Origin of the sequence: Corynebacterium sp. ACRPO (genome assembly GCF_022347205.1) — a bacterium.
Classification (GTDB): Bacteria; Actinomycetota; Actinomycetes; order Mycobacteriales; family Mycobacteriaceae; genus Corynebacterium.
On sequence record NZ_JAKRNE010000002.1, the window covers coordinates 236,764 to 258,297 of the forward strand.

At 59.3% G+C, this 21,534-nt stretch carries 23 protein-coding genes; 21 read left to right on the forward strand and 2 right to left on the reverse strand.

Annotation, left to right across the window (positions count from 1 at the left end):
- Positions 1–2: 2 nt before the first annotated feature.
- From prmC to MHY22_RS02815, 17 genes are all read left to right on the forward strand, one after another.
- Positions 3–839 carry a peptide chain release factor N(5)-glutamine methyltransferase gene (gene prmC, locus MHY22_RS02735; RefSeq protein ID WP_239277968.1) on the forward strand — a complete coding sequence of 279 codons (837 nt, stop codon included), beginning with the start codon at positions 3–5 and terminating at the stop codon, positions 837–839.
- Between the two features lie 32 nt (positions 840–871).
- Complete coding sequence (locus tag MHY22_RS02740) at positions 872–1,540, forward strand: L-threonylcarbamoyladenylate synthase (protein WP_239277969.1); 669 nt, start codon at positions 872–874, stop codon at positions 1,538–1,540.
- 13 nt (positions 1,541–1,553) lie between these two features.
- On the forward strand, positions 1,554–2,729 hold the full coding sequence (locus MHY22_RS02745) for an MraY family glycosyltransferase (RefSeq protein WP_239277970.1): 1,176 nt from the start codon (positions 1,554–1,556) through the stop codon (positions 2,727–2,729).
- Between the two features lie 73 nt (positions 2,730–2,802).
- Positions 2,803–3,180: a hypothetical protein gene (locus MHY22_RS02750; RefSeq protein ID WP_239273018.1), complete on the forward strand. Its 378-nt coding sequence runs from the start codon at positions 2,803–2,805 to the stop codon at positions 3,178–3,180.
- A 458-nt stretch (positions 3,181–3,638) separates the two neighbouring features.
- Positions 3,639–4,451 carry a F0F1 ATP synthase subunit A gene (gene atpB, locus MHY22_RS02755; protein WP_049361382.1) on the forward strand — a complete coding sequence of 271 codons (813 nt, stop codon included), beginning with the start codon at positions 3,639–3,641 and terminating at the stop codon, positions 4,449–4,451.
- 103 nt (positions 4,452–4,554) lie between these two features.
- Positions 4,555–4,797: an ATP synthase F0 subunit C gene (locus MHY22_RS02760; RefSeq protein ID WP_049361381.1), complete on the forward strand. Its 243-nt coding sequence runs from the start codon at positions 4,555–4,557 to the stop codon at positions 4,795–4,797.
- A gap of 44 nt (positions 4,798–4,841) precedes the next feature.
- Positions 4,842–5,414: a F0F1 ATP synthase subunit B gene (locus MHY22_RS02765; protein WP_049361380.1), complete on the forward strand. Its 573-nt coding sequence runs from the start codon at positions 4,842–4,844 to the stop codon at positions 5,412–5,414.
- 6 nt (positions 5,415–5,420) lie between these two features.
- A complete protein-coding gene (locus MHY22_RS02770; RefSeq protein ID WP_179386382.1) occupies positions 5,421–6,236 on the forward strand; it encodes a F0F1 ATP synthase subunit delta in 816 nt (271 codons plus the stop codon).
- A gap of 60 nt (positions 6,237–6,296) precedes the next feature.
- Positions 6,297–7,937 (forward strand): F0F1 ATP synthase subunit alpha, encoded by a 1,641-nt coding sequence (gene atpA / locus MHY22_RS02775; RefSeq protein ID WP_239278032.1) that lies wholly within the window; start codon positions 6,297–6,299, stop codon positions 7,935–7,937.
- Positions 7,938–7,987: 50 nt separating this feature from the next.
- Positions 7,988–8,977 carry a F0F1 ATP synthase subunit gamma gene (locus tag MHY22_RS02780; RefSeq protein ID WP_049378383.1) on the forward strand — a complete coding sequence of 330 codons (990 nt, stop codon included), beginning with the start codon at positions 7,988–7,990 and terminating at the stop codon, positions 8,975–8,977.
- Between the two features lie 3 nt (positions 8,978–8,980).
- Positions 8,981–10,426 carry a F0F1 ATP synthase subunit beta gene (gene atpD / locus MHY22_RS02785; RefSeq protein ID WP_005323378.1) on the forward strand — a complete coding sequence of 482 codons (1,446 nt, stop codon included), beginning with the start codon at positions 8,981–8,983 and terminating at the stop codon, positions 10,424–10,426.
- A gap of 10 nt (positions 10,427–10,436) precedes the next feature.
- Positions 10,437–10,805: a F0F1 ATP synthase subunit epsilon gene (locus MHY22_RS02790; RefSeq protein WP_238801023.1), complete on the forward strand. Its 369-nt coding sequence runs from the start codon at positions 10,437–10,439 to the stop codon at positions 10,803–10,805.
- 185 nt (positions 10,806–10,990) lie between these two features.
- Positions 10,991–11,467 (forward strand): DUF2550 domain-containing protein, encoded by a 477-nt coding sequence (locus MHY22_RS02795; RefSeq protein WP_239277971.1) that lies wholly within the window; start codon positions 10,991–10,993, stop codon positions 11,465–11,467.
- A 23-nt stretch (positions 11,468–11,490) separates the two neighbouring features.
- Positions 11,491–12,183, forward strand: coding sequence for an endonuclease NucS (nucS, locus tag MHY22_RS02800; protein WP_239277972.1), 693 nt, complete (start codon positions 11,491–11,493; stop codon positions 12,181–12,183).
- Entirely contained in the window at positions 12,183–12,467 is a 285-nt protein-coding gene (locus tag MHY22_RS02805) for a hypothetical protein (protein WP_225747088.1), read from the forward strand. Before nucS ends, MHY22_RS02805 begins: the two co-directional genes overlap by 1 nt.
- Positions 12,468–12,477: 10 nt before the next feature.
- Positions 12,478–12,786: a thiamine-binding protein gene (locus tag MHY22_RS02810; RefSeq protein WP_005323373.1), complete on the forward strand. Its 309-nt coding sequence runs from the start codon at positions 12,478–12,480 to the stop codon at positions 12,784–12,786.
- Positions 12,787–13,713: a tetratricopeptide repeat protein gene (locus MHY22_RS02815; protein ID WP_239277973.1), complete on the forward strand. Its 927-nt coding sequence runs from the start codon at positions 12,787–12,789 to the stop codon at positions 13,711–13,713.
- A 3-nt stretch (positions 13,714–13,716) separates the two neighbouring features.
- Here the strand turns inward: MHY22_RS02815 and glgB are convergent, their stop codons facing one another.
- Both glgB and MHY22_RS02825 read right to left on the reverse strand, forming a co-directional pair.
- Entirely contained in the window at positions 13,717–15,834 is a 2,118-nt protein-coding gene (gene glgB / locus MHY22_RS02820; RefSeq protein WP_239277974.1) for a 1,4-alpha-glucan branching protein GlgB, read from the reverse strand.
- A 44-nt stretch (positions 15,835–15,878) separates the two neighbouring features.
- Complete coding sequence (locus tag MHY22_RS02825; RefSeq protein WP_239277976.1) at positions 15,879–17,888, reverse strand: maltotransferase domain-containing protein; 2,010 nt, start codon at positions 17,886–17,888, stop codon at positions 15,879–15,881.
- 58 nt (positions 17,889–17,946) lie between these two features.
- On the opposite strand from MHY22_RS02825, the gene MHY22_RS02830 reads away from it, so the two are divergent.
- Genes MHY22_RS02830 through MHY22_RS02845 form a run of 4 tightly spaced genes read left to right on the forward strand, consistent with a single transcriptional unit; the run spans position 17,947 to position 21,529 of the window.
- Complete coding sequence (locus MHY22_RS02830; protein WP_239277977.1) at positions 17,947–18,768, forward strand: ABC transporter ATP-binding protein; 822 nt, start codon at positions 17,947–17,949, stop codon at positions 18,766–18,768.
- Positions 18,765–19,592, forward strand: coding sequence for an NUDIX hydrolase (locus MHY22_RS02835; protein WP_239277978.1), 828 nt, complete (start codon positions 18,765–18,767; stop codon positions 19,590–19,592). The genes MHY22_RS02830 and MHY22_RS02835 overlap by 4 nt, the downstream gene beginning before the upstream one ends.
- Positions 19,589–20,722, forward strand: coding sequence for an SAM-dependent methyltransferase (locus MHY22_RS02840; protein ID WP_239277979.1), 1,134 nt, complete (start codon positions 19,589–19,591; stop codon positions 20,720–20,722). Before MHY22_RS02835 ends, MHY22_RS02840 begins: the two co-directional genes overlap by 4 nt.
- A 24-nt stretch (positions 20,723–20,746) precedes the next feature.
- The gene (locus MHY22_RS02845; protein ID WP_225747081.1) at positions 20,747–21,529 is read left to right on the forward strand and encodes an electron transfer flavoprotein subunit beta/FixA family protein; all 783 of its coding nucleotides are present in this window, start codon (positions 20,747–20,749) and stop codon (positions 21,527–21,529) included.
- Positions 21,530–21,534 lie beyond the last annotated feature (5 nt).

Sequence of the window (21,534 nt, forward strand, 5' to 3'; positions counted from 1 at the left end):
GCGTGGATAACACGTATGGACAGGCGCTGCGCCGCGGGGTGCAGCGCCTTCGTGCTGCCGGGGTGGCCAGCCCTGAATGGGATGCACGCATTATGGCCGCGCACCTCATCCACTGCGGCCACATGGATATCCCGCTCGATCAGTCTTCTATGCCCGGCTTCGACGTGGCCTTTGATGCGCTGCTTCGCCGCCGGGAGGACCGCGAGCCTTTGCAGTACGTGTTAGGCAGCGCCTGGTTCGGCCCGCTGGAGCTCAAGGTGGGCCCGGGCGTGTTTATCCCGCGGCCGGAAACCGAGGTTATGGCGGACTGGGCGGTGCGCAATGCGGAAGGCCCGCGGCTGGTTGATTTGTGCACCGGCACGGGCGCGTTGGCGCTCTACCTCCACCACTATCTGCCTGACGCGCAGGTGAAGGCAGTGGAGCTTGCCGACGCCGCCCTGGCCTACACCCAAGCCAATGCCCGTAACACCGGGGTAGAGGTCATCCAGGCTGACGCCACGGTCGACGATACTTTGGCGGAATGGAATGGGACCGTGGACCTGCTCGTGACCAACCCGCCCTACGTGCCGGAGACCCCGGATCTTGAACCGGAGGTCTATCATGACCCGCATAACGCGGTTTTTGCCGGAGCGGATGGGATGGGGGTCATTACCGGCCTTATCCCGACCATTGCGCGCCTTGTGCGCCCAGGCGGCAAGTTAGCCATCGAACACGACGATTCCACGAGCGAGGCCGTACAAGCCGCATTGGTCCGCCACGGCGGCTTTGAACAGATCGCCCCGCTGCAAGACCTGACGGGAACGCCCCGCTTTGTCACTGCGGTGCGCGGGGTAGACTAAGACACCATTGAGGGCAAGAAGGGGAAAAGATTATGCAAGGAAAGATTTTTAACTGCGCCGATGATGCCGAGCGCGAAGAGGGGATGAATATTGCGGTCAAGGCTGCGCAATCCGGTCGCCTTGTGGTTATGCCCACCGATACGCTCTACGGACTCGGCTGCGATGCCTTTGATAATGATGCCGTAGCCAACCTCTTGGCCACCAAGCAGCGCGGCCCGGATATGCCGGTGCCGGTTTTAGTGGGGTCCTGGGATACCGTTCGCGGCCTCGTTGCTTCCTATACGGATACCGCGCGCGACTTGGTTGAGGCCTTCTGGCCCGGTGGTCTGTCCATCGTCGTTCCGCAAGCGCCGTCGCTGCCGTGGAACCTCGGCGATACCCGCGGCACCGTGATGCTGCGCATGCCATTGCACCCCATTGCCATCGAGTTGCTGCGCGAGGTTGGCCCCATGGCAGTGTCCTCCGCCAATATTTCTGGCCACCAGCCGCCGACCACGGCACTTATGGCCAAGCAGCAGCTTGGTAAAGCCGTGACGGTTTACTTGGATGCGGGAGAGACGGCCGTCGGCAAGCCGTCGACCATCATTGATCTCTCCGGCGAGCGCCCGTACCTGCTGCGCGAAGGAGCGCTCTCGGCCGAGGAAATCGGCGAGGTTATTGGCGTCGACGCGCAGACCCTGCGAACCCGCCCACAGGCTTAAGGGAGGAATGCGCGTGAGCGGCAGTGGTGTACCGCTGCGCGAGCTGGCCCTCGTCATCCTCGTCGCAGCAGCATTTACGTATCTCACCACCGGCGTGGTGCGCTCCGTTTTGGTGCGCACCGGCCGCGTGGCGGAGATTCGCCTGCGCGACGCCCACACGCAGCCCACCCCGCGCATGGGTGGGGTGGCCATGTTTACCGGCTTCGCGGCGGCGATATTCCTCGCAGCCCAGCTTCCAGCCTTGACTCGGGGGTTTATGCCCGTCACTCCGGAGATGAATGCGGTGCTCTGGGCGGCCCTGGCGCTAGTGCTTGTCGGAGTGGTCGATGACTTGGTGGAGCTGAGTGCCATAGTGAAGCTGTTTGGCCAGCTCTTTGCGGCCACCTTGATGAGCGGGCTGGGCCTTACCTGGACCCTGCTTTTCATCCCCTTTGGCGGCGGCACCACGGTCGTCCTCGACCAATTGCAAAGCACCCTGCTCACCGCATTCTTTACCGTTCTGCTAATCAATGCGATCAACTTTGTCGACGGCCTCGATGGCCTAGCGGCGGGCCTTGGCATGATTGCGGGCGGGGCAATTCTGGTGTTTTCTTTGACCGTTCTCCATGACCAAGGCGGTGCGGTCTCGGCCTACCCACCAGCCATCATCAGCGCTGCCCTGGTGGGAATGTGCGCTGGATTCTTGCCGCATAACTTCGAACCGTCGCGCATCTTCATGGGCGATTCTGGCTCGATGCTTATTGGTCTCTTGCTTGCTGCGGCCTCGACTTCCGCGTCTGGCAAGATCAACATGTCGCTTTACGGCACGGTGGACATTGTCGCCTTAATGTCGCCCATCATTGTGGTGGTCGCAGCGGTGTTTATTCCAGTCCTGGACCTTGTCTGGGCTGTGATTCGCCGCCTGTCTCAAGGGCGCTCGCCGTTTTCGGCAGACAAGGCGCACATCCATCACCGCCTACTCTCGCTCGGCCATACTCACCGCCGGACCGTGCTGGTCCTTTACCTGTGGGTCTCCGCCGTGGCCTTCGGCGCGGTGTCCTTTTCCATCGTGCCCGCGCCGGTGGCCATTGGCGTCACTATCGTTGCCTTGCTCTTGGCGTTCGCGGCAACCCTCGTACCTTTGCGGCAAGGAAAGATTGGCCCAGCTGCGCGAGAGACCGTCGTGGTGAAGGAATCCGAGCCCTCGTGAGGTAGGGTGTGTAGCCGTGAGTGAAGCACAAGCGACTACGCAACCCTCGGAATTTGATGACCACCGCCGTCCCATGCAAAGGGCGGTCAAGCTGGGCGGCCTAGCCCTGCTGGTCATTACGGTGGTCTCCTTGGCTGTCTGGGGCGGTATCAGCGGTCTCCCCGGCATTTGGGGAGTCCTGGTCGGTGCCGCTATCGGTGGCGGCTTCGTCTTATTTACCGCCTTGTCGGTATTGCTGACTGCCAATACCACTCCTGCCAACACCATGGCGGTGGTGCTGGGTGGTTGGCTGCTCAAGGTCATCGTTTTGGTCATGGTGCTTCTTGTAATCCGAGATATGGATTTCTATGACACCTTGGCGCTGTTCGTGACCGTTATGCTGGCCCTTTTCGCCACTTTGGGCACAGAGGTATGGGCCGTCGTCACCTCGCGGGTCACGTACGTCTCGTAGCAGGGAAGTGGCCTTTCTTAGGGCCCACCGCTTTTCTGGAAGGAAAGGTGGTGGGCCCTTTTGCTCTGTGTGCATGCAATCGTTTCTGTTGTGGTTACCCCCGTCAAGGTGGGGGAATAGGCAGGTGTGATGAACTCCACGTAGCAGGATTTGGGCAGAATGTGGCCTTTTTGTTGTGAATTTGTGGCGGAATTGAGCCCACAGTGGCGAAACTAGGCTCGTTAGTGGCCCCCCACGTGCGAAAACTCTTGATCTAACTGATACGCTTTTCTTCGGGTTACCGCGGGCTAGCGCAAAAGCTGGCTTTCGCAGCGGTGAATCCCTGTCTTACGCACGCTGATGTGCGACGGAGTCCGTGTGTGAGGCAGAGAGTTTGAGACGTCCATCGCACCACACGGCCTTCGACAAGCTGTGTGGCCCGAACACGGGAGAGAACGCTGAGCGTTACAACATTGGCCATGAAGGGTAGCTTCCACGCACCCGAACTGGACCCAGAATTTTTCCCGGGGCACGTAACCGATGATGGCGGAGTCGTTGACCTCTGGTTGAGCGATTTTGCCAACGGTTGGTTCGCTTTGGATCGCATCATGCTCGTTCGCCTTCTGATGGCGGCCGTGCTGGTGCTCCTATTTGTTGTCGCCTTCAGGAACCCCAAGCTGGTTCCTAAAGGAATTCAAAACGTAGGCGAGCATGCGATTGACTTCGTGCGAGTTCAGATCGCAGAAGACATCTTGGGCAAGAAGGAAGGACGTCGCTTCCTTCCACTTTTGGCCTCTATCTTCTTTGCAGTTTTGTTCTGGAACCTCACAACTATTGTGCCGGGTCTGAACATTTCTCCGAACGCCCGTATCGGTATGCCAATCGTCTTGGCAGCTGTTGCGTATATCGCCATGATTTACGCCGGCGCTAAGCGCTATGGCTTTGGCAAGTTCATCAAGTCCTCGGTGGTCATTCCTAACCTGCCACCGGCCTTGCACATTCTTGTCGTGCCGATTGAGGCATTCTCTACGTTTGTTATGCGCCCAGTCACCTTGGCTCTTCGTCTTATGGCGAACTTCCTGGCTGGCCACCTGATTTTGGTCCTGTTGTACTCGGCTACGAACTTCTTCTTCTTCCAGTTCAACGCCTGGACCGCAGTGGGTGGCTTGACCCTGGTCGCAGCGGTTCTGTTCACGCTTTACGAGCTTATCGTCATCTTCCTGCAGGCATACATCTTTGCCCTGCTGACGGCGGTATACATCGAATTGTCGTTGCATGCAGATTCGCACTAACAACAACGCGAACCTCGCGGTTAACTAAATACCCCAAAATCAAACCAACACCGCCCCGCAGGACACTCCTACGGGATATACATTGAAAGGGAACGACTTTCACATGAACGAGATCATCCTGGCTCAGGACGCAGCAACCACCTCCTTCGACGGCCTTCAGTCCCTCGGCTACGGCCTGGCCACCATCGGCCCGGGCCTGGGCATCGGCATCCTCGTTGGCAAGACCGTTGAGGGCATGGCACGCCAGCCTGAGATGGCCGGCCAGCTGCGTACCACCATGTTCCTGGGTATCGCCTTCGTTGAGGCACTTGCCCTCATCGGCCTCGTTGCAGGCTTCCTGTTCTAAAGAACGCTTTACACAAGTAAATCGAACTTTAAGAACGGAGACCCATGAACAACGTCATTTACTACCTTGCAGCAGAAGGAAGTGAGCACCTGCCGCTGGAGAGCGGCAACTCCATCCTTCTGCCCAAGATGTACGACTTAGTCTGGTCAATCATTCCGTTCGCCATCATCTTGCTGATTTTCGCGAAGTTCGTTCTTCCGAAGTACAGCCAGATGCTGCAGGAGCGTGAAGACCGGATCGAGGGCGGCTTGAAGCGTGCCAAGGCCCAGCAGGCCGAGGCTAAGGCTGCCCTGGAAAAGTACAATGCTCAGCTGGCCGATGCCCGTGCAGAGGCAGCCGAGATCCGCGAGCAAGCGCGCGAGCGCGGTAAGCAGATTGAGGCCGAGGCTAAGACCAACGCGGAAGAAGAGTCCCGCCGCATCGTCGCCAATGGCGAGAAGCAGCTGGAGGCTTCCCGCTCGCAGGTTGTTACTGAGCTGCGTTCCGAAATGGGCCAGAACTCCATCAACCTGGCGGAGAAGATTCTGGGCGGCGAGCTTTCCGACGCCTCTAAGAAGTCCTCCACCATTGATGGCTTCTTGTCCGAGCTCGACTCTGTGGCACCGGCCGGAAAGTAGGCAACTATGAAGGCAGCTAGCCGCGAAGCACTCGCAACCTCGCAAACCCGCTTGGATGAAATCCTGGCAGGCGACAACAACGTCGCCACCGCCGCGCAGGCGGGCCTGGATATCTTCGAGGTTGTCGATGTCTTGGATGCAGACCGCGAATTGCGCGTTGCATTCACCGATATCGCCGCCCCGAGCGAGGCACGCAAGTCCCTGGCAGAGACCCTGTTCGGCTCCAAGATTTCCGATGGCGCATTGCGCATCATCCAGGAAGCTGCGGCCGCACAGTGGTCCACCCCGAAGGACTTTGTCAAGGGCTTGGTGTCCCTGGGCCGCCGCGCATTGCTGCGCGGTGCTGAGGCGCAGGGTCAGCTGGGCCAGGTAGAAGACGAGCTCTTCCGCCTGTCTCAGATCCTTGACCGTGAGGGCGAGCTCACCCAGCTGCTTTCCGACCGAACTGCTGATTCCGCCCGCAAGCGCGGATTGCTGGCAAACGTGCTCTACGGCAAAGTCACGATGTTTACTGAGGCCCTCGTGCTTCAGGCCATCTCCCGCCCAGAGCAGAACCCGATCGATGACGTAGCCGCACTGGCTGATTCTGCAGCTGACCTGCAGGACCGCACCATTGCGCGCGTTACCGCAGCGGGTGAACTAAACGAAGGCCAGCAAGCAGTACTCGCTGAGAAGCTGGGCAAAATTTATGGTCGTGCGATGTCCATTCACTCTGAGGTTGACACCAGCCTCCTCGGTGGCATGCGCATCCGCGTCGGCGATGAAGTCATTGATGGCTCCACGGCAGGCAAGATTGCCCGCCTGCGTGCCCAGATGGCGTAGCCGAAACGACAGAAACGATTTAAGTAAGTGCTGGAAGATACTACCGAGAGCAGGAAGAACATGGCGGAGCTGACGATCTCCTCCGACGAGATCCGTAGTGCGATTGCGAACTACACCTCGAGCTACTCCGCGGAGGCCTCCCGTGAGGAGGTCGGCGTGGTCATTTCGGCAGCTGACGGTATTGCGCAGGTTTCTGGCCTGCCATCCGTTATGGCGAATGAGCTGCTCGAGTTCCCAGGCGGCGTGATTGGCGTCGCACAGAACCTTGACACTAACTCCATCGGTGTCGTGGTCCTGGGCAACTTCGAGTCCCTCAAGGAGGGCGACGAGGTTAAGAGGACCGGCGAGGTTCTCTCCATCCCAGTGGGCGAGGAATTCCTCGGCCGCGTAATTAACCCATTGGGTCAGCCGATCGACGGCATGGGCCCAATCAACGCTGAAGAGGAGCGCGTCCTCGAGCTGCAGGCACCATCCGTGCTGCAGCGCCAGCCGGTTGAAGAGCCAATGCAGACCGGCATCAAGGCTATCGACGCAATGACCCCGATCGGCCGCGGCCAGCGCCAGCTGGTCATCGGTGACCGTAAGACCGGTAAGACCGCGGTCTGCATCGATACCATTCTGAACCAGAAGGCTAACTGGGAGTCCGGCGACAAGGACAAGCAGGTACGCTGCATCTACGTCGCGATCGGCCAGAAGGGCTCGACCATCGCTGGCGTGCGCCGCACCCTTGAGGAGCACGGCGCACTGGATTACACCACCATCGTGGCCGCACCGGCTTCCGATTCCGCCGGCTTCAAGTGGCTGGCACCGTTCTCCGGTGCAGCGCTGGGTCAGCACTGGATGTACCATGGCAACCACGTCCTGGTTATCTACGATGACCTGACCAAGCAGGCTGAGGCCTACCGTGCCATTTCCTTGCTGCTGCGCCGTCCGCCGGGACGCGAGGCATACCCAGGCGATGTGTTCTACCTACACTCCCGCCTGCTGGAGCGTGCTGCAAAGCTTTCCGACGACATGGGTGCCGGCTCCATGACCGCCCTGCCGATCATCGAGACCAAGGCAAACGACGTCGGCGCCTTCATTCCGACCAACGTCATTTCCATTACTGACGGCCAGGTCTTCTTGGAGTCCGACCTGTTCAACCAGGGCGTTCGCCCGGCTATTAACGTCGGTGTTTCCGTCTCCCGTGTCGGTGGCGCTGCACAGACCAAGGGCATGAAGAAGGTCGCCGGTAACCTGCGTCTGGACCTGGCTTCCTACCGTGACCTGCAGGCCTTCGCGGCATTCGCATCTGACCTGGATGCTGCTTCCAAGGCTCAGCTGGAGCGCGGTTCCCGTCTGGTCGAGCTGCTCAAGCAGTCGGAGTCCTCCCCGCAGCCGGTGGAGTACCAGATGGTGTCCATCTACCTCGCCGAGGCTGGCATCTTCGACGTCGTTCCCGTTGAAGACGTCCGCCGCTTCGAGGACGAGGTGCACGAGTACCTCAATGCCAATACCCCAGAGGTCTTTGAGCAGATTTCCGGCGGCAAGCCGCTGACCGATGAGTCCAAGGACGCATTGGTTGCGGCAGCTAAGGACTTCCAGCCGACCTTCCGCACCTCCGAGGGCCACAACCTGGGCTCTGAGGCGCCGGTAGAGCCGTTGGATGAAAGCGACGTAAAGAACACCGAGCTCAACGTCTCCCGCAAGACGGCTAAGTAGAGTTCAGAACTCAAAACTAACCGTCTAGATTAAAGAAGGGAGGAGAAACGATGGCTACTCTTCGCGAACTACGTGACCGCATCCGGTCCGTCAATTCGACTAAGAAGATCACCAAGGCCCAGGAGCTCATTGCTACCTCGCGCATTACCAAGGCGCAGGCTAGGGTAGAGGCCTCACAGCCGTACGCGGCTGAGATGACCAGCATGATGAACAAGCTGGCTGCGGCTTCTACGTTGGAGCATGACATGCTGCGTGAGCGTGAAGACGGAAACGTCGCCGCCATCCTCGTGGTCACTTCTGACCGCGGTATGTGCGGTGGCTACAACAACAACGTCTTCAAGAAGGCGGCACAGCTGCAAGCTCTCCTGGAAAGCAAGGGCTACGAGGTAGTTCGCTACGTTACCGGTAATAAGGGCATCGGCCACTACAAGTTCCGCGAGGACGAGGTAGTTGGCAGCTGGGGCGGTTTCTCTCAGGATCCTACCTGGGAGACCACCCACGATGTGCGCCGTCACTTGATTGATGGCTTTGTTGCTGGTTCTCATGGCACTACTAAGGGCCGCGACGGCCTGCATGCGCAGGGTGAGGGCGCCGGTGTACGTGGCTTTGACCAGGTACACGTTGTCTACACCGAGTTTGAGTCCATGCTGACCCAGACCGCGCGTGCTCAGCAGCTGTTGCCAGTTCAGCCGGTTATTCAGGATGAGGAGTATCACCTCGGTGAATCCGCTCTGACTGACTCCGAGTCTGCGGACGATGTCGCCGCAGGATTCGAGTTTGAGCCAGACGCAGATACGCTGATGGAAGCGCTGCTTCCGCAGTACGTCTCGCGTATCCTGTTTGCTATGTTCTTGGAAGCTTCTGCTTCCGAGTCCGCTGCACGCCGTACAGCTATGAAGTCTGCTACTGACAACGCAACCGAGATGGTCGAGGACCTCTCTCGCGTGGCTAACCAGGCCCGTCAGGCACAGATTACCCAGGAAATTTCAGAGATCGTCGGTGGCGCTGGCGCGCTATCTGACAGCGCAGAAAGTGACTAGATTATGACTACAGCTCTGCAAGAGCAGAATGCACAGTCTTCGGCAGTCGCCGGTCGTGTCGTGCGCGTCATCGGTCCGGTTGTGGACGTGGAATTCCCACGTGAGGCACTGCCGGCCCTGTACAACGCACTGCACGTCGACATTAAGCTCGAAGCTGTTGCAAAGACCGTCACCCTCGAGGTCGCTCAGCACCTCGGTGACAACCTTGTCCGTACCGTCTCCATGGCACCGACCGACGGCCTCGTCCGCGGTGCCGAGGTCATCGACTCCGGAAAGCCAATTTCCGTGCCGGTCGGCGACGTCGTCAAGGGCCACGTCTTCAACGCCCTCGGTGACTGCCTCGACGAGCCGGGCCTCGGCCGCGATGGTGAGCAGTGGGGCATCCACCGCGAGCCGCCAGCGTTCGACCAGCTCGAGGGTAAGACCGAGATTCTGGAGACCGGCATTAAGGTCATTGACCTGCTGACCCCGTACGTTAAGGGCGGCAAGATTGGCCTCTTCGGTGGCGCAGGTGTGGGTAAGACCGTTCTCATTCAGGAGATGATTACCCGTATCGCCCGTGAGTTCTCCGGTACCTCCGTCTTCGCCGGCGTCGGCGAGCGTACCCGTGAGGGCACCGACCTCTTCCTGGAGATGGAAGAAATGGGCGTGCTGCAAGATACCGCACTTGTCTTCGGCCAGATGGATGAGCCGCCAGGAGTCCGTATGCGCGTGGCTCTGTCCGGCTTGACCATGGCGGAGTACTTCCGCGATGTGCAGAACCAGGACGTGCTGCTGTTCATCGACAACATCTTCCGTTTCACCCAGGCCGGCTCCGAGGTTTCGACCCTGCTGGGTCGTATGCCTTCCGCTGTGGGCTACCAGCCAACCCTGGCTGATGAGATGGGCGTTCTGCAGGAGCGCATTACCTCGACCAAGGGCCGTTCCATTACGTCCCTGCAGGCCGTTTACGTTCCTGCCGATGACTACACCGACCCAGCGCCGGCTACGACTTTCGCTCACTTGGACGCCACCACCGAGCTGGACCGTGCTATTGCTTCCAAGGGTATTTACCCAGCAGTGAACCCTCTGACCTCTACCTCTCGTATCCTCGAGCCGGGTATCGTTGGCGAGAAGCACTACGAGGTTGCACAGCGCGTCATCGGTATTCTGCAGAAGAACAAGGAACTCCAGGACATCATCGCCATCCTTGGTATGGACGAGCTGTCCGAGGAAGACAAGGTCACCGTTCAGCGTGCCCGCCGTATTGAGCGCTTCTTGGGCCAGAACTTCTTCGTCGCACAGAAGTTCACCGGCCTGCCGGGCTCCTACGTGCCGCTGTCTGAGACCATCGATGCCTTCGAGCGCATCTGCGATGGCGAGTTTGACCACTACCCAGAGCAGGCTTTCAACGGCTTGGGTGGCTTGGACGACGTCAAGGCTGCATACGAGAAGTTGAACGAGAAGTAGGGAGAGGCACATGGCTGACATCACCGCCGAATTGGTTTCCGTCGAGCGCCTGCTGTGGTCTGGACAGGCCTCCATGGTCACGGCTGAGACCACCGAGGGTGAGATCGGCGTGCTTCCCGGTCACGAGCCAATGATCGGTCAGTTGATCGATAATGGCGTGGTGACCATCCACCCAGTGGACGGCGAGCGCCGCGTCGCCGCCGTGCAGGGTGGCTTCCTCTCCGTTACCCAGGACAAGATCACCGTCCTCGCTGATTGGGCCATCTGGTCCGATGAGGTGGATGAGGAGAAGGCTCAGAAGGATTTCGCTTCTGAGCACGAGCTCACCAAGTCCCGTGGCGAGGCCGCACAGCGTGCAGTTCGCCGCGCCAAGGCTTAATACCTTGGATTGGTAGGAGAGGGCAGCAATAGCCGCCCTTCCTGCTCTCTTAAGGCGCACCGGTTTATAGCCGGTGCGCCTTCTTCGTTTTTTCTTTGGCTTTTCTTATTGGCGTGGAGGCCCTTCAAGGCGCTACAATCCAAAGAATCAGTTTCTCCACAGAGCGAGGATGGCGTGAAAGGCCCATGAATTCAACGGTGGTTGCAGTGCTTCTGTGGGCCCTTGGAGTGGCCCTGCTGCTAGTTATTTTTCTGGCTGCGCTTCGCTTTTTCACCGTGCGATCGCGCGGTACTTCCGTCCTCCTGCGCCGAGTTCCGGCTAAGAATTCCCTTTCCTGGCGCCATGGTTCGTTGCGTTATGAAGGCGAATTTGTGGAGTATTTCAAGCTCCGTTCTGTCTCTCCGCGCTGCGATCTGCGCATCAACCGCCTCGACATCGAAGTAGTGAGCACCCGCCCGCTTGATGATGACGAGGCTTCTTTTATGTCCGCTGCCACCGAAGTCGTTCGCTTTCGGGCCAAGGGAAGAGAATATGAACTGGCGTCGGACGCCCACGGAATCATGGCCTTCGGGGCGTGGGTAGAGGCCGCTCCATCCAAGCGCCAGCAGCGCTTTGACTTCCGGGAACTGCGCGAACGCGCTACCCGTCAATCCAAGCGATAGCTCCACCCGCTAGGGTAGAGAACATGCGTTTAGTAATCGCCCGATGCTCAGTAGATTACGTGGGCCGCTTGGATGCCCACCTGCCAATGGCAGACCGCCTGCTCATCGTCAAAGCGGACGGTTCCGTGTCCGTGCATGCCGACGACCGCGCTTATAAGCCACTTAACTGGATGACACCCCCGTGCACCCTGAAGGAGTCCGCGATTGAGGACCTCGACGGTGAAGACACTGGCGAGATCTTGTGGCTGGTGGAAAACCCCAAGGGCGAGCAGTTGCGCATCACCATTGCCGAGATTCATGAAGAAATCTCCTATGACATGGGTGAGGATCCAGGCCTAGTCAAGGATGGCGTCGAGGCTCACCTTCAAGAGCTCTTGGCAGACCAGATTGATACCTTGGGCGAGCGCTACACGTTGGTGCGCCGCGAATATCCCACGGCCATCGGTCCTGTGGATATCATGGCTAAGGATGAGAACCATAATAACGTCGCCATCGAGGTAAAGCGCCGCGGAGGCATTGATGGCGTTGAGCAGCTGACACGGTATCTGGAGCTGCTCAACCGCGATGAGCTTCTCGCCCCTGTCTCCGGTGTATTCGCAGCCCAGGAAATCAAGCCGCAGGCGCGTACCTTGGCTGAGGACCGCGGCATTCGGTGCGTCGTACTGGATTACCAGGAGCTACGCGGGCTCGAGTCGAACGAATTGCGACTGTTCTAATGCCACGGCGAAATAGGCGCAAACCCGTGGAAGTCCGGTCCCTGCCCAAAGACGGTTCAACCTTTCTAGGTTCGCAAACTGTCGAGGGACCAAGTTGGACGCACGGCGAGCCCTATGTCATGCGGCATATCGGTTCTGCTCGCGCTCAGAAGTATTACTTGTGCCCTGGCTGTAACCAAAACATTCCGCCCGGGGTGGCACACATCGTCGCCTGGCCGCGGGACGTGGGCCGCCAGGGCGACGATCGCCGGCACTGGCACCGCCACTGCTGGGAGCGTAGGTAGACTAGCGGGCATGATTGTTGCATTTTCTGTAGCCCCTGCGGTGGTCAATAATGACTCCCAAGAAATGGCCGATGCCGTGTCCGAGGCCGTGCGCGTAGTCCGCGAATCCGGCCTGCCCAACGAGACCAATGCCATGTTCACCTTGCTTGAAGGCGAATGGGACGAGGTCTTTGACACGATTAAGAAGGCCACCGACGCAGTGCGTGCGGTATCCCCACGCACTTCTTTGGTGGTCAAGGCCGATATTCGCGAAGGCGTAACTAATCAGCTAACGGACAAGGTAGATGCGGTTAACCGCCGCCTTGCAAAGGAGGACTAGATGACTTCACCAAATAATGCTTATGTAGGAGGAGCACTTGACCTCAGCCAGGTCAAGGCGCGAGCCGAGGCCCGGCAGAAGGCGCAGGAATCGCCGCAGACAAGTGCCGGCGGCGCCCAGCCTTTCTTCACGGTGACCGAGGCCAACTTCGACCAAGATGTGGTTCGCCGTTCTACGGAAGTTCCGGTCGTGGTCCTCATCGGCACTGCTCGCTCTACCCAGTCGGAGCAGTTGAAAACTGACCTTGCGGATTTGGCCGCGCAAGGAAACTTGAGCTTCTTGGTTGCTTACGTGGATGCGGATGCTACTCCGCAGGTTGCGCAGGCCTTTGGTGTTAAGAACCTGCCGACAGTCGTGGCCTTGGGTGCTGGGCAGCCACTGACCAATTTTGAGGGTGCGCAACCCAAAGACGCCCTAAAGCAATGGGTAGATACCTTGGTAAAGAATGTGGGTCCACAGCTGAAGGGCCTGCAAGGCAATGAGGCATCGGAACAGCCCCAAGAGGAAGAAGAGGATCCGCGTCTCCAGGAAGCAGAAAGCTTCTTGAACGCCGGCGACTTTGATGGCGCTCTCAACGTCTACAACTCTATCTTGGAATCTGAGCCCGATAACGTGCAGATCAAGCAGGCGCGCGACACCACGGTCTTGCTCAAGCGCCTCGACCCTGCCAACCAGACCGAAGACCCGATTGCGGCCGCGGAAGGGGATAAGGGGGACGTCGATAAGCAAATGCGGGCTGCGGACGCCGAAGTGGTAGCCGGCGCTCCAGAAAAGGCCTTTGATCGCCTCATCGAGACGATGAAGACAACGGCCGGCGACGAGAAGTCCCGCGTGCGCGAGCGCCTGCTGGAGCTCTTTGGGCTCTTTGAAGGCAATGACCCGCGCGTGCTCGACGCCCGCACCAAGCTGGCGAGCGCCCTGTACTAGGACTTAGCGCTCTAGCACATACCACTGCACGGAATTGGCCGGCAGATGCAGCGTCGTGGAGTTGTTCTCCACGCGGATGCGCTGGGGCAGTGGGTTCCCGGCGCCTTCGTAGACGGCGTCATCGGTGTTGAGCACCATCTGCCATTCGCCGTCCTGTGGAACCCAGAGGCCATAGTTGGGGATGGACGAACCAGAAAGGTTGCACACGGCGAGCAGCGCAGAGCCGTCTGCGCCGTAGCGGATGTAGCCGAGCACGTTATTATTCGAATCATCCGCCTTGACCCACTGGAATCCCTCTTGGCTAAAGTCTTGCGACCACAAGGCAGGGGTATCGCGGTAGACGAGGTTAATATCACGTACGAGACGCTTGATGCCCTGGTGCCATTCGCTACCCCAACCGTCGAGGTTGCCCCAGTCCACGGAATGACCCTCGGCCCACTCGGTAGTCTGGCCAAATTCCTGGCCCATGAAGAGCAGGTTCTTGCCGGGGTGGGAGAACATGTAGCCATAGAGGGCGCGGAGTCCGGCGGCCTTATTCCAGTCGTCGCCAGGCATGCGCTCCCACAGCGAGCCCTTGCCGTGCACAACTTCGTCGTGGCTAAACGGCAGTACGTAGCGCTCGGAGTAGGCATAGACCATGGAGAAGGTGAGCTCGCCGTGGTGATAGGAACGGTGAATGGGCTCGTGCTTGAAGTACTCCAAGGTGTCATTCATCCAGCCCATATTCCACTTCAGGGAAAAGCCCAGGCCGTTTTCAGAGGTGGGGGCGGTAACGCCCGGCCAGGAAGTGGATTCCTCTGCGATGGTGAGTACCCCTGGATGCGTGCGGTTGAGGGTGGCGTTGGTTTCCTGGAGGAATTGCACCGCCTCGAGGTTCTCGCGGCCACCATATTGGTTGGGCAGCCACTCATCGCGGGAATAGTCCAGGTAGAGCATGGAAGCCACGGCGTCTACGCGCAGGCCGTCGATGTGGAATTCTTCGGCCCAGTATAGGGCGTTGGCCACGAGGAAATTGCGGACCTCATTGCGGCCGAAGTCAAAGACATAGGTGCCCCAATCGGCCTGCTCGCCGCGGCGGGGATCGGGGTGTTCGTAGAGAGCCCGGCCGTCAAAGCGACCAAGGGCCCAATCATCCTTGGGAAAGTGTGCCGGCACCCAGTCCACGATGACGCCGATGCCATTCTCGTGCAGGGCATTGACCAGCTCTCGGAATTCATCCGGCGAGCCCCAGCGCGCAGACGGCGAATAGTAGCCAGAGACTTGGTATCCCCAGGACCCGCCGAAGGGATGCTCGGCCACGGGCAAGAGCTCGACGTGGGTGAAACCGTGCTCCTTGAGGTACGGGATGAGCTCCTCGCGTAGGCGGTTGTAGTTGGCGCCAACCTTCCACGAGCCAACGTGGACCTCATAGATGCTCATAGGCACATCGAGGTTGCCGGTGCGCTTGTCCATCCAGGCGGAATCGGACCAGGCGAAGCTGGTGGAATCCACGATGGAGTCCGTCTCCGGCGGGCAGGCGGTGCGCTTGGCTAGGGGATCGGCCTTGTCCTTGCGGCCTGCGTGGCTAAAGATGGCGAACTTATAGTGCTCGCCAGCACCGATACCGGGAACAAAGACCTCCCATACGCCGGTAGAGCCGAGTGAACGCATCGGATACTGGGTGGGGTTCCAGCCACAGAAATCGCCCACGACGGCAATGCCCTGGGCATTGGGAGCCCACACGGCAAAGGAGACGCCGGACACGGTACCCATCTCAGTGTCATAGGAACGCAGGTTGGCGCCGAGGACATCCCAGAGGCGCTCGTGTCGGCCTTCCCCAATCAGGTGCAGATCCAGCGAGCCCACCGTGGGAAGGAAGTGATAGCCGTCTGCCACGGTGCGGGTAGGGGCCTCCGGATAGGAGATTTCTAAGCGGTAATCGCAGTTATCGCCAATTTCCGCCTCCCAGATGTCATCGCCCACCAAATCCATGGACACGGATTGCGTGGGAGTGTGAAGCTGCACCTCGCAAGCGCCTGGTTGGCGGGTGCGGACGGTACCTTCGTGCCAGCCGTAGAAACCGTGCGGGTCATGGTGGCGGCAGTCATTGAGGCGAGCGAGATCAGCGGCCGGGATAGTCATACAATCAGAGTACCTAGTTCGAGTGCGGTCCGGTGGGCGAATGTTTACGGGCGATAGTCGCTAACTACGCGCCAGGTGAGCTGTTCTTGGAGGGCGTGGTCGGCAGGGGGAAGGACGAAGACATGGGCGACGTCGCGAAGCGGCTCTAAGCGCACGAAGTTGCGCTCGGACCAGTGGTAGGCAGAGCCGGTAATCGTGTCCTGGACGGTATAGGACTCGCCGGGGTGGCGGCCGATAGCCTGCATATCTACCGTGACGGTGGCTTCCTGCGCATTGCGCGGATCCAGGTTGACCACAACGAGGACTACGTTGCCGGAGGCTGGATCCGCCTTCGAATAGGCAATGATGGCTTCATTGTCGGTGTCATGGAACCGCAGGGTGCGCAGTTGCTGCAAAGCGGGATTATCGCGGCGGATCTGGTTGAGCAGCCGGATATAGGACTCAAGGGAATCTCCCGATGCAACCGCCGCCGCAAAATCGCGCGGGCGCAGTTCGTACTTCTCAGAGTCGAGGTACTCCTCGGAGCCTGGGGCTACCGGGGTGTGCTCGTAGAGCTCAAAGCCGGAGTACACGCCCCATAGTGGCGACATGGTGGCGGCTAGGACCGCGCGAATGGCGAACATCGCACGCCCGCCAGTCTGCAGGGACTCGTGCAGGATATCCGGCGTATTAACAAAGAGGTTGGGGCGGCAGATATCTGCTTGGTCGACGTGCATCTGGCCAAACTGGGTGAGCTCATGTTTAGAGGTCTGCCAGGTGAAATAGGTATAGGACTGGGAAAAACCCGCCTTCGCTAGACCGAAGAGGCGAGGCGCGCGGGTAAAGGCCTCGGCCAAGAAGATGACATCCGGATGGGTGGCATGCACGCGGGTAATCAGCCAGTTCCAAAAGTTTGCCGGCTTGGTGTGTGGGTTATCCACGCGGAATGTATTCACTCCGGCTTCCACCCAAATCATCAAGGTCTCATAGATCTCGTGGTAGATGGCATCAGGAGCGTTATCGAAGTTAAGTGGATAGATATCCTGATACTTCTTCGGTGGGTTCTCGGCGTAGGCGATGGTGCCATCTGGAAGGACGGTGAAAAATTCTGGGTGGCTGCTAGCCCACGGGTGATCGGGCGATGCCTGAAGAGCGAAATCGAGTGCTACCTCCAGGCCGAGTTCTTGGGCGCGGGAGACTAGTTTCTTGAAATCCTCCATGGTGCCCAAGTCCGGATGGGTGGTGGAGTGGTCTTGGATGGCCCAGGGGCTTCCCACATCGCCGGGCTCGGCAACGACCGAATTATTCTTTCCTTTGCGGTGTACCTTGCCGATGGGATGAATGGGCGGAAAATACACCGTATCGAAGCCCATATCGGCCACCCGCTCCAGTGCCTTGGCAGTGGTGTCAAAAGTGCCGTGGACTGGATTTCCCTCTTCATCCCAGCCTCCCGTGGAGCGGGGAAAAAGCTCGTACCACGAGTTATAGAGCGCGGCCCGGCGCTCCACATATACCTCGTGGATTGCGCCCTCTACCAGCAGGTCGCGCAAGGGATGCGAGTGCAGGATGCCTGCTACCTCTTCCGAGAGCGCTACCTGCACGCGCTTATCGACGTCCAAGGACTCATCCTCCAAATCCCGCGCAGCCACAAAGAGCGGTTCCACCACATCCGACGGGGTTTGCAGAGCCACGCGAGAAAACAAATCCGCGCCATGCTGCAGGTCATTGGCAAGCTCAGCAGCCGATTGCCCAGCCGCCATCTTCTTGGTTACCGCGTTCTTCCACGTGGCGATGGGATCGGACCAGGCATCGACGCGGAAGTACCAGGTGCCTTGGGTGCCCGGGGTAAATACGCCGTGTACGCGATCTTGGTCATTAGGGTCGATCTGCATGGTGACGGAGGAGGTAGCCGTGGTCCGTGCCGCCCACGCAGACAGGGTTGCCGAGACCGCGTCGTGGCCCTCGCGCCAGACTAGGGCGGTGACAGGAATTACCTCGCCTACAACGGCTTTGGAGGCTACAGAACCGGCGGAGATAAGCGGGCGGACATCGTCAATACCAAGGCGAGTAGTCATGCCCATAAGACTAATGCAGCTGTGTCAATTTCACCGGGCAAAGAACAAATCAGTCACAATGGAAGGCGTGAACGACGTAACTCCCACTGATCAAGATTGGCTCGTAGATTTTCGCGGCGTAGAACTGCGCCGCGGCGGCAAGACCCTCGTCGGACCCGTGGACTGGCAAGTAGAGCTCGATGAGCGCTGGGTCATTATTGGCCCCAATGGCGCGGGCAAGACCTCGCTGGTGCGCATGGCTGCGGCCGAAGAGTTCCCTTCGAAAGGCACCGCCTTTGTGATGGGAGAGCAAATCGGCAAAACCGACATGCGCGATCTGCGCGCGCTTATCGGCATCTCCTCCGCGGCGGTGCAATCGCGCATCCCGGACACTGAGCGGGTAGACGATCTAGTTGTCTCCGCCGGTTACGCAGTGCTAGGCCGCTGGCGGGAAGAATACCAGGACATGGATTTTTCCCGCGCGGATGACATCTTGGCCCAAGTCGGCGCCACCCACCTCAAAGAGCGCACCTGGGGAACTCTGTCTGAGGGAGAAAAGAAGCGCGTCGTCCTCGCTCGCGCACTTATGTCGAACCCGGAGTTGCTCATCCTCGATGAGCCGTCCGCCGGAATGGACCTAGGAGGCCGCGAGGACCTCGTGGGCTACCTTGGCAATCTAGCTATGGATCCCGATGCCCCAGCGATTGTCATGATCACCCACCACGTGGAGGAGATCCCCTATGGCTTCACCCACGCCATGCTGTTGGATGAGGGTAAAGTTGTGGCAAAAGGGCTGATTAATTCCGTCCTCACCTCCGAAAATCTGACTCGCGCCTTCCACCAGCCTATTCAGGTGGACCGCATTGGACAGCGATACTTCGCCCGCCGAGCTTCTCTATGACCAATCCTTTTCATGACCGTCTCGATGCCATTGACGCCAGCGATACCACCGGCTTCCACGGTGGGCGCCTAGCGGCAACCGTCCTGCTCTTGCGGGACGGCGCTGACGGTCTTGAAGTGTGGGTACAAGAGCGCGTCCACACCATGCATAACTACCCGGGGCATTCAGTATTTCCGGGCGGCGGTGTAGACCCACGTGACTTTCCGCCGCGTGCCTGGGACTCGGGCGAGCTGTGGGCCGGAAAGTCTGTCATCTCCATGGCACGCCGGATGGGCGTGACCAAGTACAAAGCCCACGCCCTCGTTTTCGCCGCTGCCCGCGAGCTCTTCGAAGAGGCCGGCACCCTTTTCGCCATCCGCGAGGACGGTATCGTCTCCAATGCGCGGCGCTATCACAAAGAGCGAAAACTCCTCGAAAACCACACCATTTCCTTTACCGAATTCCTCAGCAATAACGGAATGCGGGTCGACGCCGATATGCTCCTTCCTTGGGCGCGCTGGGTAGGAAAGGGGAAAAGCCATTGGTTCGACACCTTCTTCTTCGTTGGGGTGTTGCCCTCCGGCCAAGAACCCGATGGGGATACCGATGAAGCAGACGATGCCGGATGGTTCCCCCCGCAGCTCATCCTGGACGGCTGGCGCGCCGGGTTGGTGCGCCTTGCCATCCCCACGTGGGCACAGATGCAAAGGCTGAGCAAGTATTCCTCCGTCCAAGAGGTCCTAGAGGATGCGTCCTTTTCGGACCTGCGCCCCGTCATTGGGGATCCACGCGAAGACCCCCGTTACCGCGAATTCTTTTCCACCACCCCTTTAGACCGAATATGAGTTATACCCCCGCAGAAGTCGACTTCCTTGCCAAACATCAAGAGGAAATAGCACACCTCGACCTCACCTTAAGCAAGGCTTCTCGGCTGAAAGACACCGAAATCCTCAAAGCTAAGTTCGGTGAGTATGGCCGCGCGGTCATGGAGCTGGTAACCGCCCGCAGTTCCGGCAAGCTCCCGCACGATTGGCTTATGGATGCAGACTCCGCCCAGCAAGCAACCCCCATTGAAGTGGCGGCGTATCGGACGAATTTCCTCGCCGAACAGGGCGTGCGCAGCGTCCACGACGTCACCTGTTCCATCGGCACGGAAGGCTATAATTCTCCGCTCGACTATTGTGGCTCGGACCTGGATGAATCACGGGTAAGAATGGCGAGGCACAATCTCTCCTCCGCCAAGATTTTCCTCGCGGATGCGCTGACGACTACTACTACCGCCGATGTTCTCCTTGCAGACCCGGCCCGCCGCGCCGGTGGCAGGCGAATCACGCGGCCGGAGGATTTGGTGCCACCGCTCCCGGAGGTCGTCGATAAGCATCGCGACAAGGAACTGGCCATCAAGTGCGCGCCTGGTCTTGATTTCAGCGAGTGGGACGGCCTCGTCGCCGTCGCGAGCGTCGATGGCGGGGTAAAAGAAGCCTGCCTTTATACCCCAGGCCTTGGAAGCGGCCGAAGGGCAGTGATGATTCGCGGAGGCAAGCTGGATGTCCTCGACGACCACGCAGACAACCTACCCGATGCTGGAGACATTGGCAGTTATCTCATCGACCCGGATGGGGCCATCGTTCGAGCGGGGTTGGTCCAGCACTACGCGGCCAGGGAAGGGTTGCATCAAATCGATCCGCGCATCGCATACCTGACAGGAGAGAGGATTCCGGAGGGAACTTCGGGATTTCCATTCATAGAAAAAGTACCCCTAAAGAGATTAAAATCCGTACTTAAATCCTATGACGCGGGAAGCCTAGAAATCCTTGTACGCGGGGTAGAGGTGGACCCTGACCAGCTACGGAAGAAGATGAAGCTGAAGGGATCGAAGCCTTTTGCGGTCATCATTACGCGAATTGGCTCACAGGGAATCGCCTTGCTGTGTCAACCCCGAGTATCATCGTCCGAGGATAATTACGCAACATAAATATATCGGAAAGGTGAGTGCCCAATGCCAACTATTGTGGCTCTGGTCAAACACGTGCCGGATACGTGGTCTACCAAGTCTTTGAACGATGACCACACCCTGGATCGCACCTCCGTGGATAACGTCATTGATGAGGTTAATGAGTACTCCGTGGAACAAGCCCTGCGACTGCGCGACAATAACCCCGATGCGGGCTACAAAGTCGTAGCACTGACGATGGGGCCGGCCCAGGCCGACGAGGCACTGCGTAAGGCTTTGGCTATGGGCGCCGACGATGCCGTGCTCGTCTCCGATGATTCCTTGGCCGGAGCGGACGCGCTATCGACCGCGTGGACCCTCAACGCCGCGCTCAATAAGCTTGACGACGTCCAGCTGATCACCGCCGGCACCGAGGCTTCCGATGCCTCCACCGGCCTGCTTGCCGGCCTTCTTGCCGAATACCGCCAGCTGCCGGCCCTTACCGGCTTGCACAAAGTAGAGCTAGCTGACGGCACCGTGCAGGGCACCCGCGATGACGCGCGCGGCACCTGGGAACTCGAGGCGCCACTGCCGGCGATCGTTACGGTGAACGATAAGAGTGACAAGCCACGATTCCCCAATTTCAAGGGCCTGATGGCAGCTAAGAAGGCGGAAATCACCACCTTCACCCTGGCTGACCTGGGCATCGAGGCCATCGCGCCGACGACCTCTGTCTCGGCTGCTGAGAAGCGCCCACCGCGCACCGCCGGCGAAGTTATTTCGGAGCCCAACCCGCAAGATGCAGCGAAGAAGATCGCTGATTTCCTGTCCGCAAAGAACTTGATTTAGGAGTA